Raw genomic sequence first — 14,881 nt, 5'->3', positions numbered from 1 at the left:
AAGACCCGGAGGCGGGGCGACCCGGTGACGACCGACGGCAAGGGACCAACGTGAGGATCTTCCACCGCGCACGGCACCGTCCGTCGGCGACCTGGCGGCAGACCACCGACCGTGCGTTCACGCTGATCGGCGACGGCCGCTACGAGGACGCCGGGGCGCTGCTGGTGATGGCGGCCGACCTGGAGCCGTGGCTGTCGGACTCCTGGTTCAACCTGGCGCTGCTGCACAAGTTCCGCCGCGACTGGGAGCAGGCCCGCAGCGCCGGCCTGCGCGCCGTCGCGCTGCTCGACCGCCAGCACGGCGCGCCGGACTGGTGGAACCTCGGCATCACCGCCACCGCCCTGCAGGACTGGCCGCTGGCCCGCCGCGCCTGGCAGGCGTACGGGCTGCGGCTGCCCGGCGGGCCGGGCACGGACGGGCCGATCGAGCTCGACCTCGGCACCACGCCGGTACGGCTGTCCCCGGACGGCGAGTCCGAGGTGGTGTGGGGCCGCCGGCTCGACCCGGCGCGGATCGAGGTGCTGTCCATCCCGTTGCCGTCCTCCGGCCGCCGCTGGGGCGAAGTGGTGCTGCACGACGGCGCGCCGCACGGCGAGCGGGTCGCCGACGGCGTCGCCTACCCGGTGTTCGACGAGATCGAGCTGTGGGCGCCCTCGCCGGTGCCGACCTGGGTGGTGCTGCTGCAGGCCGCCACCGCCGCCGACCGGGACGCGCTGGAGAAGACCGTCGCCGACGCCGGGTACGCCGCGGAGGACTGGACGTCCTCGGTGCGGCTGCTGTGCCGGACCTGCTCGGAGAGCCGGATGGCCATCGACGACGGCCACACCGCCCACCACGACCCGCACGACGACGGCGACCCGCTGCACCCCGGCCACCTCAGCCACCTCAGCCAGGGCTCGGCCGGCGGCCCCTGGCAGATCGAACGCGAATGCGGCATCGCCGCGCCCGCCGGGCTGGTCCGCACCCTGCTGGAACGTTGGGCCGCCGCGTCCCCGGCCACCCGCGCCTACCGGGACCTCGAAGAGGTGTGCTGACCCTCCCCGGGCCGTAAGGGGGCCGGGAGGTACCCCCGTGCGCCGCCGCGCCCCGTACCCTGGACCGGTACACCAGCCGGACGCGGACGGAGCGGAAGCAAGCGATGGCCGAGCACCACGACCACGAGCACGACCACGAGCACCAGGACGGCGACGTCCAGCGGGTGGTCGGCGAACTGCCCGACCCGGGCAAGGGCACCGCCCGCCCGATCACCGTGGTCGGCAACCCGGTGCTGCACCGCGAGACGCAGACCGTCACCGCCTTCGACGACGACCTCGCGGCCCTCGTCGACGACATGTTCCAGTCGATGTACGCCGCCGAGGGCGTCGGCCTGGCCGCCAACCAGATCGGCGTCGACCTGAAGGTCTTCGTCTACGACTGCCCCGACGACGAGGGCGTCCGCCACGTCGGACACGTCGTCAACCCGGTGCTGGAGGAGCTCCCCGCGGGCCGCCGCACCCTGGACGACAGCCAGGAGGGCTGCCTTTCGGTGCCCACCGCCTACCAGGAGCTGGCCCGCCCCGACTACGCCGCCGTCACCGGCCAGGACAAGCACGGCAACCCGATCCGGGTCGAGGGCACCGGCTTCTTCGCCCGCTGCCTCCAGCACGAGACCGACCACCTGTACGGCTACCTGTACATCGACCGGCTCTCCAAGCGCGACCGCAAGAGCGCCCTGCGGCAGATGGCCGAAGGCACCCCGAAGTACGCCACGGTGCCCAACGACTGACGCGGCGCCAGTTCCTCCGCCGGGGGCCGCACCCGAAGGTGCGGCCCCCGGCGTGCGGGTCAGGCCGGTTCGACGATCATCCAGGCGACCAGCGAGTTGTCCCCGGGCGCGCCCTGCACCTTGAACCAGCTGCCCGCCGCGCGGTCGGTCACCCAGACGGCGCCCGAGGTGGTGCCGATCGGCCGCTGGATCGTCAGCAGGATCCGGCTGTTCGCGGTCACCGCCGTGGTGTTGACCTGGGCCTGCCCGCCGGAGAGCGTCACAGTGCCGAGGCGCGCGCCGGCGCCCTCCCGTACCCGCAGGCCCTGGCCGAGGGCGACCAGGCCGGTGGCGCGGTCGACGGCCAACGGGGAGTCGAGGGCGTTGCCGCTGTCGTCGTGGCGCAGCAGCCGCAGGTCGGAGCCGCTGTTGCCGCCGGACTCCGGGGCGGAGTCGACCCGCAGCGTCCACCGCGGGGCCGAGCCGCGAGTCCAGAACTGCAGGTCGCGGTTGGTGCCCTTGGCGCCGTTCAGCACGTGCGTGTCGGAGCGGTCCTGCTGCCAGCCGCCGCCCGCCGGGCCGGGGTCGGTGATGCCCGTGGCCCCGCTGTGCCGCACCATCGATCCGGCCTGGTCGCGGAACGGTGCGACGGTGCCCATGAACTGGCCGCCGGTCACCGCCACCAGGTGGAACGAGGCCAGCGACGCGGTGGCCACGCCGTACGCGGGCGAGCGGACGCCGGAGCCGTCGTCGTCGACGCCGGTGTACACCGAGCAGCCGGTCAGCAGCGCGCCGCCGCCCGGCGCGGTGGGCACGCCGGTGACCGAGAAGCCCGCCGATCCGGCCTGCTGGAGCTTCCCGTCCCGCTTGGCCAGGCAGCCCAGCAGCTGCACCGGGTGGGCGCCGGCGTCGGTGGCCACGTGGTAGCCGTCCAGACCGGAACGGTCGGTGAAGCACCCCGCCAGGACCAGGGACGCGCAGTCGCCGGTCACCAGGTAGCCGTGCCCGGCATTCCACTCCGAGCGGCAGCCCGTCAGGACCACCGCGTTCGGGGCGGTCAGTGCGAAGCCGTGCCCGCCGTTGCCCTGCGCGTAGCACTCGTGCAGGTCGGCGTCGAGCATCCGCCCGCCGTTCGTGGCGAAGCCGTGCCCGTCGTTGGTGGAACACACCACCTGGTGGAACTGCAGGCCGCCGGCGCCCCCCGTGGTGATGCCGTTGCCGGTGAAGTGCCAGGCCGTGACGCGCTCCATCGCGACGTCGCGGACGTCCGCCGCCAGCACGACCGCGTCGATCGGGCCGCCGGCCGCGTTGGACTGCTTCATGCCGTTCAGGGCCAGGCCGCTCAGCCGGACCCCGCCGCCGAGTGCCGACTTCTCGTAGTCCTGCGGCACCGAGGCGGTCGGGCGGTTGACGGTGATCAGCGCCGAGCCGTCGAACCCGGGCCCGGGGAACAGGTACGAGGCGGTCATGCTGGTGCGCGGCGCGAAGTGCGGCGCCCAGTCCCCGCGCAGCGTCACCCCCTCGGTCACCAGCAGCGGCCGGCTCAGCAGGTAGCGGCCCGGCGGGAAGTACACCGTGGAACCCTGGGCGCCCGCGTTGATCGCCGCCTGTATCGCGATGGTGTCGTCGGTCGTGCCGTCGCCCTTCGCCCCGTGGTCGTCCCGGACGTTCAGCCAAGTGTTCGATCCGGTGGCCGCGGCGGCCTCCGTGGAGGCGCCGGCCGCCACCACGGCGGAGGCGGCGAGCCCGCCGAGCATGAAAGTACGTCGTGAATTCTGCACGCGCGGCAGTATGGCAGCGGCGTCGGACCGGCGGGCTGTATTCGAACAACAGGCGCACGGCCAAGGGCCGCACCCCGGCAACCGGGGTGCGGCCCTTGGCCACTGACGACGCCTCGGGCGTCTGCTAGAAGTCGTCGTCGAAGGAGACCGAGCCCTCCACGGCGACCTGGTACGCGGAGACCCGGCGCTCGAAGAAGTTGGTCAGCTCCTGGACGTTCTGCAGCTCCATGAACCCGAACGGGTTGGTGGAGCCGTAGCGGATCGGCAGGCCGAGCCGGGCCAGGCGCTGGTCGGCGACGGCCTCCAGGTACTGGCGCATCGACTCGGTGTTCATGCCGGGCAGGCCCTCGCCGCACAGGTCGCGGGCGAACTGGAGCTCGGCCTCGACGGCCTCCTCCAGCATCTCGGTGACCTGCTGGGCCATCTTGTCGTCGAAGAGGTCGGGCTCCTCCTCGCGGACGGTGTCGACCACCGAGAACGCGAAGTCCATGTGCATCGACTCGTCGCGGAACACCCAGTTGGTGCCGGTCGCCAGGCCGTGCAGCAGGCCGCGGCTGCGGAACCAGTACACGTAGGCGAACGCGCCGTAGAAGAACAGGCCCTCGACGCACGCCGCGAAGCAGATCAGGTTCAGCAGGAAGGCCCGCCGGTCCTCCTTGCTCTGCAGCGAGTCGATGTGGTCGACCGCGTTCATGTACTTGAAGCAGAACTGCGCCTTCTGCGCGATGGAGGGGATGTTCTCCACCGCGGCGAAGGCCGCGTTGCGGTCCTCCGGGTCGGGCAGGTAGGTGTCCAGCAGCGTCAGGTAGAACTGGACGTGCACGGCCTCCTCGAACAGCTGCCGCGACAGGTAGAGCCGCGCCTCCGGCGAGTTGATGTGCTTGTAGAGGCTCAGCACCACGTTGTTCGACACGATCGAGTCACCGGTGGCGAAGAACGCGACCAGCCGGCCGATCATGTGCCGCTCGCCCTCGGAGAGCTTGGCGAGGTCGGCGACGTCGGAGTGCAGGTCCACCTCCTCGACCGTCCAGGTGTTCTTGATCGCGTCCCGGTACCGGTCGTAGAACGACGGGTAGCGCATCGGACGCAGCGTCAGCTCGAAGCCCGGGTCGAGCAGCATCTTCTTCTGGTCTTCGGAGCTCATTACTGGCACGCCTCGCAGGACTCGGGGTTCTCCAGGGAGCAGGCGATGGCGTCCTGCTCGGCCTGGCTGAGGGTCGGGGTCTGCACCGGCACGGGCGCGGCGGTGCGGGCGGCGCCCGACGCGGCCTGGGCGATCCGGGTCGCGGGACGGGAACGCAGGTAGTAGGTGGTCTTCAGACCGACCTTCCACGCGTACGCGTACATCGAGGACAGCTTGCCGATGGTCGGCGCCGCCATGAACAGGTTCAGCGACTGGCTCTGGTCGATGTACGGCTGCCGGGCGGCGGCCAGGTCGATCAGCGCGCGCTGCGGCAGCTCCCACGCCGTGCGGTACAGCGAACGGACGTTCTCCGGCAGCCACTTGAAGTCCTGCACGGAGCCGTTGGCCTCGCGCAGCTCGTCCCGGGTCTGCTGGTCCCAGACGCCGAGCTCCTTCAGCTCGCGCACCAGGTACGGGTTGACCTGGAGGAACTCGCCGGACAGCGTCTCGCGCTTGAACAGGTTGGACACCTGCGGCTCGATGCACTCGTAGACGCCGGCGATGGAGGCGATGGTCGCGGTCGGGGCGATCGCCAGCAGCAGCGAGTTGCGCAGGCCGGTGACGGCGATCCGGGCCCGCAGCGCCTCCCAGCGGCCGGTCCACTGCGGGGCCGCCGAGCCGAAGTGGTCGATGTGCAGCTGGCCGCGGGCCGCGCGGGTCTCGCCGTACGCCTCGTGGCGGCCGAACTGCTCGGCCAGGTCCGCGGAGCGCTCGTACGCGGTGAGCATGATGCGCTCGGAGATCAGCGTGGACAGCTGCTTCGCCTCGGCGGAGTCGAAGTCCAGCCGCAGCTTGAAGAAGACGTCCTGCAGGCCCATCACGCCAAGGCCCACCGGGCGCCAGCGGGAGTTGGACGTCCCGGCCTCGGTGGTCGGGTAGAAGTTGATGTCGATCACGCGGTCGAGGAAGGTCACCGCGGTGCGCACGGTGGCGTCCAGGCGGTCCCAGTCCATGGCGTTGATCAGGTCGTCGGCCGTGGCGCCCGGGGCGACGTGCGCGCCCAGGTTGACCGAGCCCAGGTTGCAGACCGCGGTCTCGGAGTCGTCGGTGACCTCCAGGATCTCGGTGCACAGGTTCGAGGAGTGCACCGTGCGGCCCGGCAGCGCGGTCTGGTTGGCGGCCCGGTTGGAAGCGTCCTTGAAGGTCATCCAGCCGTTGCCGGTCTGCGCCAGGGTGCGCATCATCCGGGCGTACAGGGTCTGCGCGGGGATGGTGCGCACGGCCTTGCCGGCCAGCTCGGCCTTGCGGTAGGCCTCGTCGAAGTCGGCGCCCCACAGGTCGACCAGCTCGGGCACGTCCGCCGGGGAGAACAGCGACCAGTCCTGGTCGGCGTTCACGCGGCGCATGAACTCGTCCGGGATCCAGTGCGCCAGGTTCAGGTTGTGGGTGCGCCGGGCCTCTTCGCCGGTGTTGTCGCGGAGCTCCAGGAACTCCTCGATGTCGGCGTGCCAGGTCTCCAGGTACACGCAGGCCGCGCCCTTGCGCCGTCCGCCCTGGTTGACCGCCGCCACGGAGGAGTCCAGGGTGCGCAGGAACGGGACGATGCCGTTCGACTTGCCGTTGGTGCCGCGGATCAGCGAGCCGCGGGAGCGGATCCGCGAGTAGGACAGGCCGATGCCGCCGGCGTGCTTGGACAGCCGGGCGATCTGCGCGTACCGGTTGTAGATCGAGTCCAGGTTGTCCAGCGGCGAGTCCAGCAGGTAGCAGGAGGACATCTGCGGGTGCCGGGTGCCGGAGTTGAACAGCGTCGGGGAGCTGGTCAGGTACTCCAGGCGGCTCATCAGCTTGTACAGCTCGGCCACCTCCAGCACCGACTGCTCGGAGGTGCCGACCGCCAGGCCCGCCGCCACGCGCAGCAGGAAGTGCTGCGGGGTCTCGACCACCTTGCGGGTGATCGGGTGGCGCAGCAGGTAGCGGGACTGCACGGTGCGCAGGCCGAAGTACTCGAAGCGGTCGTCGCCGGCGGCGTCGATCAGCGAGTCGAACAGCGCGGTGTGCGCGGCCACGAACTCGGCGGTGGCGTCGCCGATCAGGCCCTCGGCGTGGCCGACGGCGATCGAGGCGGAGAACGAGGTGACGCCCTGGGTGGCGGCCTCGTCGGCGATCTCCATGGCCAGCAGGCGGGCGGCCAGCTTCGAGTACTGCGGGTCCTCGGCGATCATCGACGCGGCGGCCTCCACGGCCAGCCCGCGCAGCTCGGCGAAGTCCGAGCCGGCGTGGCGGCCGCGCAGCGCGGCGGCGGCGACGTGGCCGGGGTCCACCTGGGGGAGGTCGGTGCTGCGGTCGGTGAGCAGCCGAAGCAGCGCCGCACCGGGGTCGGTGAAGGCGTCGGCGGATCCCTGGGACGGCAGGGTGACTGAGGCGGCGACGGTCAAGGCGCACTCTCTCCTGTGGCGGCGACGGACGTGGATCGAGGTGTCCGACGGCACGCGTGCGGCAGGGGAGGACGGCACGCCGACAACGATCGAACGGCGCGCGAAAGACCCACCCCCGGCCCGCCCGCGAGGCCGGACGGCAAAACAGTGCTGCATGGCGTCTGCGGGGATGCCGTGTCGCACACCGTCGGCAGGTCCTCGGACTGTGCGGGCGTCGCTACAGCCCGCTCACCGTTGCGGGGCAGTCCCGGACTTTCACCGGGTTCCCCTGCTTCGACAGCGAGGTCGAGCATACATGTTGTGGCGGCTGGAGCTGGCGGCACCAGATGTAGTAGCGCGTGTCGCGTCGTGGTGCCGCGCGTAGACAACGGAAACCGCGCCCGAGGGGCCTCAGAACCGCATCGTGTAGACCATCAGATCCATGCCGGGGGCCGCCTCCCAGTCCCGTTCGGGGGTGCGGAGGAAGCCCAGAGCATCGTAGATCCGGTGCGCCGCGGTCATCTCCGGCCGGGTGGAGAACGCCATCCCGGCCAGTCCGAGTTCCCGGCTGCGGTCGATCGCCGCGCCCACCAGCGCCCGTCCGACGCCGCGCCCGCGGGCGGCCGCGCCGACCGCCAGCATCCGGATCTCGCCCTCGTCCGGGAGCGCGATGTCCGCCCAGGGGGTGCCGCCTGCGGCGAACGTCACGCAGCCGAGGACCGTCCCGTCGCCGTCGACGGCGACCAGCAGCTCGGCCTCCCGGTTGCGGCGCCCGGTGTCCCGGAGGAGCTCGACGTAGCCGGAGTCGGGACGGGTGTGGCCGTCGCCGACGAAGGCTTCGACGCTGACCTCCCCGGCTCCGGCGAGGTCGTGGTCGAGGGCGCGGCGGACGATCGGGGAGTGCATCCGGACAGTGTGCCGGACCGCGTCCGGCGCGGGTCGGCCAGGTCCGGGTCGAAGGGCCGGCCGGTCGGCCGGGGCCGGTCGTCCCGGCCGTGCCGGGCGTTGCGGTCCAGGTCCCGGCCGACCAGGACGCCGAGGAGTCCGAAGCCGGCGAGGAGGCCCAGCAGGGCGAGCGCAGAGGTCATGGCCCCACTCTCCGCGCGCCGGCCGCCCGCCACGGGTGGCAGGAACGCACCGTTGCCGCGAAATCCTGCCACTGCCATGCTGGGCGGATGCTGAAGAACGTCGCGGTGATCGTGCTGGAGGAGATCCACCCCTTCGAGCTGGGGGTGGCCTGCGAGGTGTTCGGCCTGGACCGCAGCGACACCGGCCTGCCGGTGTACGAGTTCGGCCTGGTCGCCGACCGGCCCGGCCCGATGCGCACCCACGCCGGCTTCGACGTCCACGTCCCGTACGGCCCGGAGCGGCTCGCCGAGGCGGACCTGGTGATCGCCACCGCCACCGGCATCCGCGAGCACTACCCCGAGGCGCTGTGCGAGGCGCTGCGGGCCGCCCACGCGCGCGGCGCGTACCTGCTGTCGATCTGCTCCGGCAGCTTCCTGCTCGGCGCCGCCGGCCTGCTCGACGGCCGCCGCAGCACCACCCACTGGCGGCACGCCGAGCTGATGGCCGAGCGCTTCCCGCTGACCACCGTCGAGCCCGACGTGCTGTACGTGGACGACGACCCGGTGATCACCTCGGCCGGCACCGCGGCCGGCATCGACGCCTGCCTGCACCTGGTCCGCAAGGTGCAGGGCGCCGAGGTGGCCCGGGAGATCGCCCGCCGGATGGTGGTCGCCCCGCACCGGGACGGCGGGCAGGCCCAGTTCATCAGCCGCCCGCTGCCCGAGGGCGACGGCGACTCGCTGGCCGGCACGCTGGAGTGGATGCGCCGCCACCTCGACCGGGAGACCAGCGTGGACGACCTCGCCCGGCACGCCCACATGTCCCCGCGCACCTTCGCCCGGCGCTTCCAGCAGGAGACCGGCACCACCCCGCACCGCTGGCTGACCGGCCAGCGGGTGCTGTTCGCGCAGCGCCTGCTGGAGTCCACCGACGAGAGCGTGGACGCGGTCGCCGCCCGCTGCGGCTTCGGCAACGCCGCCACCCTGCGGCACCACTTCGGCCGCCGCCTCGGCACCACCCCGCAGGCCTACCGGCGGGCCTTCGGCGGCCACGGCGGCCCGGTGCGGACCGCCGGGCTCCGGTCCGCCTGACGGGCATCAGGACAGATGCGCGGTCTCGTTCCAGCCGGACGGCCGCAGCCGGCCCTCGCGGGCCCGCCACACGCTGGTCGAGCAGTTGGCGACCGGCGGCAGCGCCAACAGCTCCTCCTCGCCCAGCCGGTCCAGCACGTGACGCAGCATCAGCACCGTGCAGTCGTGCGCGACCAGCAGCACCGGCCGCCCGGCCTCCTCCTCACCCAGGTCGCGCAGCAGGCCGCGCACCCGCAGCGCCACGTCCAGCCAGGACTCGCCGCCGGGCGGCCGGTAGTACAGCTCGCCCATCCGCCGGCGGCGCTCGGCCTCGGCGGGGTGGTCGCGCTCGATAGCGGCCTTGGTGAGCATCTCCAGCACGCCCAGCTCGCGGTCGCGCAGCCGTTCGTCGTAGCGGATCGGCAGGCCGACCGGGACGGCGCCCAGCCCCGACGCCTGGGCGAGGGCGATTCTCGCGGTCTCCGCGGTGCGCACGTACGGCGAGCACCACACCGAGCGGGGCCGGTCGGCGGGCGGCCGGGCGGCCCACCACCGGCCCAGGTCGTGGGCCTGGGCCTGGCCGCGCATGGAGAGCGGGATGTCGGCGTCCCGGCAGGTGATCGGGACGGTCAGGGCGCCGCTGGAGTCCGCGTGCCGGAACTCCACGTTGGCCGTGGACTCGCCGTGCCGGGTGGCGATCAGGACCGACGGCAGCCGCCGCCCGCCGTCGGTCTGGGTGCGGTGCCCGGTGCGTACCGTGGTGAGGTCGGTCATTGGCGGTGGCTCCCCGTTGTCGGTGCTGCGTCGGTGGTGCTCGTCTCTCCCCGGTCTCTCCCGAAAAGGGCTGTCATAACAGATGATCGCGCCGTCACCCCAGTGTCGATCGAGGCAACGGCGCGACCCAAGGGCGCATTCGGGGGCGCGTTGCGCCCCCGCACGCGTCAGTGCGCCAGCGTGGGCTGCGGGGCCCGCTCCACGGCCTCGTCGCCGGCCTCCGCGGAGTAGTCGGCCCTGGCGGTCTCGTCGGCCCCCTCGGGGGCCTTCAGGGCCCGCAGCACCAGCGTCAGCACCACCGCGACGAGCAGGTTCAGCACGAACCCGGTCAGGCCGATGTAGCCGACCTCCCCGATCATCGGGATCTTCGCGGCCGAGCCGCCGAAGTGCTTGGTGGCCGGCGACGCGATGCCGTACGCCTTCCAGGTGCCGTACAGCATGCCGACCGCCCAGCCGGCCAGCAGCGCCCAGCGGTGGAACCAGCGGGTGAACAGACCCGCAACCAGCGCCACCGCGGTCTGCAGGATCCACACGCCGCCCAGCAGCTGCATGTTGATCGCCGCCTGCTTGTCCATCACCAGCACGAACGCCAGCGCGCCGACCTTCACCAGCAGCGAGGCGATCTTCGCCACCCGGGTCTCGTCGGCCGGCGTGGCGTCCGGCCTCAGGAACTCCTTGTAGACGTTGCGGGTGAACAGGTTCGCCGCCGCGATCGACATGATCGCGGCGGGCACCAGCGCGCCCACCCCGATCGCCGCGAACGCCACCCCGGTGAACCAGCTCGGGAACATGTCCGCGAACAGCTGCGGCACCGCCAGCTGCGCGTTGAACTTCTTGTCGCCCTTGCCCACCCCGGCCGCGATCGCCATGAAGCCCAGCAGCGCCAGCAGGCCCAGCATCAGCGAGTACGTCGGCAGGATCGCCATGTTGCGGCGCACCGTGTTGCGGGACTTCGCCGCCAGCACGCCCGTCACCGAGTGCGGGTACATGAACAGCGCCAGCGCCGACCCGAACGCCAGCGTCGCGTACGACCACTGCGCGGCCGGCCCGGTGACCAGCGAACCCGGCGCCTTGTGGGTCACCGGGTCCGGAGTGAACTTGTGCGCCGCCGCGTCGAAGATGTGCCCGTAGCCGCCCAGCCGCATCGGGATGTAGATCACCGCGACCAGGATCACCACGTACACCAGGGTGTCCTTGACGAAGGCGATCAGCGCCGGCGCCCGCAGGCCCGAGGAGTACGTGTACGCCGCCAGCACGCCGAACGCCAGGAACAGCGGCAGGTCCTGCAGGAACCAGTTCCCGGAGCCGCCGACGCCCAGCACGTCCAGCACCGCCTGGATGCCCACCAGCTGCAGCGCCACGTACGGCATGGTCGCCAGGATGCCGGTCAGCGCCACCGCCACCGACAGCCCGCGCGACCCGTACCGGCCGCGCACGAAGTCCGCCGTCGTCACGTAGCCGTGCACCCGCGACACCGACCACAGCCGCGGCAGGATCAGGAACACCAACGGGTACGCGATGATCGTGTACGGCACCGCGAAGAAGCCCGCCGCGCCCGCCCCGTAGACCAGCGCCGGCACCGCGATGAACGTGTACGCGGTGTACAGGTCGCCGCCCAGCAGGAACCAGGTGATCCAGGTGCCGAAGCTGCGGCCGCCCAGACCCCACTCGTGCAGGTGCTGCGCGTCGTCCGCCCGGCGCCAGCGCGACGCCAGGAAGCCCATCACGGTGACCGCGGCGAAGAACAGCAGGAAGACCGTCATCGCGGTCCAGTCCACGTGCTTCACGACTGCTCACCCCCGTCCGGCTGGGACGGAACCTGCACCGCGACGGACGGGACGGCCTTGCGGGCCGCCTCGTCCCGGCGCAGCAGCAGGTACGCGGAGGTGGTGAACACCGCCGACAGCGGCACCCACATCAGCTGGTACCAGTAGAAGAACGGCATGCCGCCGAGCGCCGGATCGGTCTTGCTGTACGACGGCACCCACAGCACCACCACGATCGGCACCAGCAGGCACAGGCCGGCCAGTACCCGGGCGGGGGAGACCACGGGCAGCGCGCCCGCGGATGGCGATTGAGACGACGACACGAGCGGCTCCCGGGATGACGAGGAGTCACCTCACTGGCACCGCAACGCACATCGCTGTACGTCCGCCGAGCAGTACCTTCGGTGATCGAAAGGTCTCCGCGAGAGTAGGGCAGGGGAGTGACTTGTGTCACTACCCTGTCAACCGATCGTTCCGCGACGGCTGTTCGGGCCGCCTGCGCGGGCCGCTGCAGCCTGGTCGTGCTGTTGTTGTTCCGGACCAGCCGGAGGCTGTCTACGCGGGCCGCTCGGAGGCTGCCTACGCGGGCCGCTGCAGCCTCGTCGTGAACTTGTACCGGTCCCCGCGGTAGATCGACCGCACCCACTCCACCGGCGCGCCGTCCGCGTCGAAGGAGTGCCGGGACAGCTGGAGCATCGGCAGGCCCAGGTCAGAGCCGAGCAGGCCGGCCTCGCGCGGGTTGGCCAGGGTGGTCTCGATGGTCTCCTCGGCCTCCGCGACCGTCACGCCGTAGACCTCGCGCAGCGCGGTGTACAGCGAGTTGTGCTTGGCGAGGTTGCGTCGGAGCGCGGGGAAGCGCTTGGCCGACAGGTGCGCCACCTCGATCGCCATCGGGTCGCCGTTCGCGAGCCGCAGGCGCTCGATCCGCAGGACGCGCCCGCCGGGCTTGATGTCCAGCAGCGGGGCGAGCCGCTCGTCGGCGGAGATGTACGCGACCTCGACCAGCCGGGAGGTCGGCTCCATGCCCTGGGCGCGCATGTCCTCGGTGTACGAGGTCAGCTGCAGGGCCTGCGCGACCTTCGGCTTGGCGACGAAGGTGCCCTTGCCCTGGATGCGCTCCAGCCGGCCCTCGACCACCAGCTCCTGCAGTGCCTGCCGGACGGTGGTGCGGGAGGTGTCGAACTGGGCGGCCAGCGCCCGCTCCGGGGGCACCGGGGTGCCGGCCGGCTGGGTCTCGGTCAGCTGCAGCAGGTGCCGCTTCAGGCCGTAGTACTTCGGCACCCGGGCCGTGGCGGTGGCAGGGCCGGTCTGGGTCGGCACCGTGGAGCCCTCGGCGAGCGCCGCCGAATCCCTGTCGCCACTCATGGCAGCTCTCACTCCTCGTTGGAGACGGGTCCTTAACGGACCCCTAAGTCCTATGTAACAGCACATGTTTGCACGCACGGGGAAGCAAGCGGGAGCGCCTGCGGGCAAACCGGCATGCGACGGGCCCGGAACGGAGCGCCTGGCGCCCGTTCCGAGCCCGTACCCGAGTGTCTCAGCCGACGGCGGCCGCGGTCACCGCGAGTCCGGCCAGCGCCTCCGCCGCGGCGATCGCGCAGACCCGCGAACCGCCGTACGTGGCAAGGGTGGTGACGCCGAGCGGGGCGAACAGTCCGGCCAGCCCGTGGGCGGTGCCGATCTCCACCACCACGGCGTCCGGGCGGTGCTCCACCAGGGCGAGCGCGGCCCGGCGCATCCAGGCGTGGCGGTGCACGTCGCGCACCACCAGCACCAGCGGACGGCCCACCGCCGCGCCGAGCAGCGGGGCGACGTCGATCTCGGCGTCCTCGGCGGCGACCGCCACGTGCAGCAGGCCGGAGCCCTCGGTGACGGTGGCCGGCGGCGAGACCCGGCTGGAGGTGGTGCCGGGGACCAGCTCGCCCAGCGGGCCGGCCACGCCCCACGGGGTGTCCTCGCCGGCCGCGATGTTCGCGCCGGGGGAGAACTCGACCACGTGCGGCACCCCGGCCAGCGGGCGCAGCTCGCCGGTGATCCGCAGCGCCCGGCGGGCGGCGGCCAGGCCGACGCCGACCTCGCCCTGCCGGCCGACGAGCGAGGCCCGCACGGCGGCGGACCAGCGGGCCACCGCCCGGTTGCGCTCGGCCGCCTCGTGCAGCCGTTCGGCGGAGAGTCGGCCCTCGCGGACCGCCCAGACCAGCGCGTCGCGCAGGTACACGAAGGCGTCCTCGTCGTGCAGGCCGCCGCCGACGCAGATGGTGTCGGCGCCGGCCGCGACGGCCCGCACCGAGCCGGCCGCGACGCCGTGGGTGCCGGAGATGGCGCCCATCTCGATGCCGTCGGTGACGATCAGCCCGTCGAAGCCCAGTTCCTCGCGGAGCAGGCCGGTCAGGATGCGCTGCGACATGGTCGCGGGCAGCTGGGCGTCGTAGGCGTCGAACAGGATGTGCGCGGTCATGATGCTCTTCGCGCCGGCCGCGATGGCGGCCCGGAAGGGCAGCAGGTGCTGGCCGAACTGTTCGACGGCGAGGTCGATCCGGGGCAGCCCGAGGTGCGAGTCGCCGGCCGTGTCGCCGTGACCGGGGAAGTGCTTGGCGCAGGCCGCGACGCCCGCGGACTGCAGGCCGCGGACGTACGCGGCGGTGTGCCGGGCGGCGAGGTCGCCGTCGCCGCCGAAGGACCGGACGCCGATCACCGGGTTGTCCGGGTTGGAGTTGACGTCCGCGTCGGGCGCGTAGTTGAGGTTCACGCCGACGGCGGCCAGGTCGAACCCGATGGAGCGGGCGACCCGCTCGGTGAGGTCGGTGTCGTCGACCTCACCGAGCGCCAGGTTCCCCGGGTAGGAGGACCCGCTGGTCACTTCGAGGCGGGTGACGTCGCCGCCCTCCTCGTCGATGGCGATCAGCACGTCGCCGTTGAGCGCGTACATCTCACCGGTCAGCGCGGCGACCTGCTGCGGGGTGCGGATGTTGCGGCCGAACAGGGCGACGCCGCCGAGCTCGCCGTCGCCCAGTCTGCGGCGCAGCCACTCGGGCGCGGTCAGGCCGGCGAAGCCGGGCTGCAGGACCGCTCCGGCGTCGCGCATGAGCAGGGCGCTTTCCGTACCGGGCATCGCCATGGTTCCTTCCCTGGGGGTGGAGG

At 72.4% G+C, this 14,881-nt stretch carries 12 protein-coding genes and 1 riboswitch; of the genes, 3 read left to right on the top strand and 9 right to left on the bottom strand.

What is annotated here, in order from left to right; genetic code table 11:
* The first annotated feature begins 50 nt into the window (after positions 1-50).
* Positions 51-1,034 (top strand): tetratricopeptide repeat domain-containing protein, encoded by a 984-nt coding sequence (locus ACI1MP_RS15045; protein WP_043915960.1) that lies wholly within the window; start codon positions 51-53, stop codon positions 1,032-1,034.
* Between the two features lie 104 nt (positions 1,035-1,138).
* Positions 1,139-1,765, top strand: coding sequence for a peptide deformylase (def, locus tag ACI1MP_RS15040; protein WP_363472697.1), 627 nt, complete (start codon positions 1,139-1,141; stop codon positions 1,763-1,765).
* Between the two features lie 59 nt (positions 1,766-1,824).
* Here the strand turns inward: def and ACI1MP_RS15035 are convergent, their stop codons facing one another.
* The 4 genes from ACI1MP_RS15035 to ACI1MP_RS15020 form a co-directional block, all read right to left on the bottom strand.
* Entirely contained in the window at positions 1,825-3,525 is a 1,701-nt protein-coding gene (locus ACI1MP_RS15035) for a glycosyl hydrolase family 28-related protein (protein ID WP_380342779.1), read from the bottom strand.
* Positions 3,526-3,649: 124 nt separating this feature from the next.
* The gene (locus tag ACI1MP_RS15030; RefSeq protein ID WP_043915963.1) at positions 3,650-4,669 is read right to left on the bottom strand and encodes a ribonucleotide-diphosphate reductase subunit beta; all 1,020 of its coding nucleotides are present in this window, start codon (positions 4,667-4,669) and stop codon (positions 3,650-3,652) included.
* The gene (locus tag ACI1MP_RS15025; RefSeq protein WP_380342781.1) at positions 4,669-7,083 is read right to left on the bottom strand and encodes a ribonucleoside-diphosphate reductase subunit alpha; all 2,415 of its coding nucleotides are present in this window, start codon (positions 7,081-7,083) and stop codon (positions 4,669-4,671) included. Before ACI1MP_RS15025 ends, ACI1MP_RS15030 begins: the two co-directional genes overlap by 1 nt.
* A 171-nt stretch (positions 7,084-7,254) precedes the next feature.
* Positions 7,255-7,393, bottom strand: a riboswitch (cobalamin riboswitch).
* Between the two features lie 80 nt (positions 7,394-7,473).
* A complete protein-coding gene (locus tag ACI1MP_RS15020) occupies positions 7,474-7,968 on the bottom strand; it encodes a GNAT family N-acetyltransferase (protein WP_100588069.1) in 495 nt (164 codons plus the stop codon).
* A 269-nt stretch (positions 7,969-8,237) separates the two neighbouring features.
* On the opposite strand from ACI1MP_RS15020, the gene ACI1MP_RS15015 reads away from it, so the two are divergent.
* Entirely contained in the window at positions 8,238-9,221 is a 984-nt protein-coding gene (locus ACI1MP_RS15015; protein WP_380342783.1) for a helix-turn-helix domain-containing protein, read from the top strand.
* 6 nt (positions 9,222-9,227) lie between these two features.
* On the opposite strand, the gene ACI1MP_RS15010 is transcribed toward ACI1MP_RS15015, so the two are convergent.
* From ACI1MP_RS15010 to ACI1MP_RS14990, 5 genes are all read right to left on the bottom strand, one after another.
* Positions 9,228-9,974 (bottom strand): histidine phosphatase family protein, encoded by a 747-nt coding sequence (locus ACI1MP_RS15010; protein WP_100588067.1) that lies wholly within the window; start codon positions 9,972-9,974, stop codon positions 9,228-9,230.
* A gap of 167 nt (positions 9,975-10,141) precedes the next feature.
* Positions 10,142-11,737 (bottom strand): monocarboxylate uptake permease MctP, encoded by a 1,596-nt coding sequence (gene mctP / locus ACI1MP_RS15005; RefSeq protein WP_380342834.1) that lies wholly within the window; start codon positions 11,735-11,737, stop codon positions 10,142-10,144.
* 20 nt (positions 11,738-11,757) lie between these two features.
* Positions 11,758-12,063 carry a DUF3311 domain-containing protein gene (locus ACI1MP_RS15000; RefSeq protein ID WP_380342787.1) on the bottom strand — a complete coding sequence of 102 codons (306 nt, stop codon included), beginning with the start codon at positions 12,061-12,063 and terminating at the stop codon, positions 11,758-11,760.
* Between the two features lie 256 nt (positions 12,064-12,319).
* Positions 12,320-13,105: a GntR family transcriptional regulator gene (locus ACI1MP_RS14995; protein WP_100588065.1), complete on the bottom strand. Its 786-nt coding sequence runs from the start codon at positions 13,103-13,105 to the stop codon at positions 12,320-12,322.
* A gap of 172 nt (positions 13,106-13,277) precedes the next feature.
* A complete protein-coding gene (locus tag ACI1MP_RS14990; protein ID WP_380342791.1) occupies positions 13,278-14,852 on the bottom strand; it encodes a glycoside hydrolase family 3 protein in 1,575 nt (524 codons plus the stop codon).
* Positions 14,853-14,881: the final 29 nt, after the last annotated feature.

Source organism: Kitasatospora griseola (assembly GCF_044999035.1).
Classification (GTDB): Bacteria; Actinomycetota; Actinomycetes; order Streptomycetales; family Streptomycetaceae; genus Kitasatospora; species Kitasatospora griseola.
This window is presented reverse-complemented; position numbering and strand designations above follow the sequence as displayed.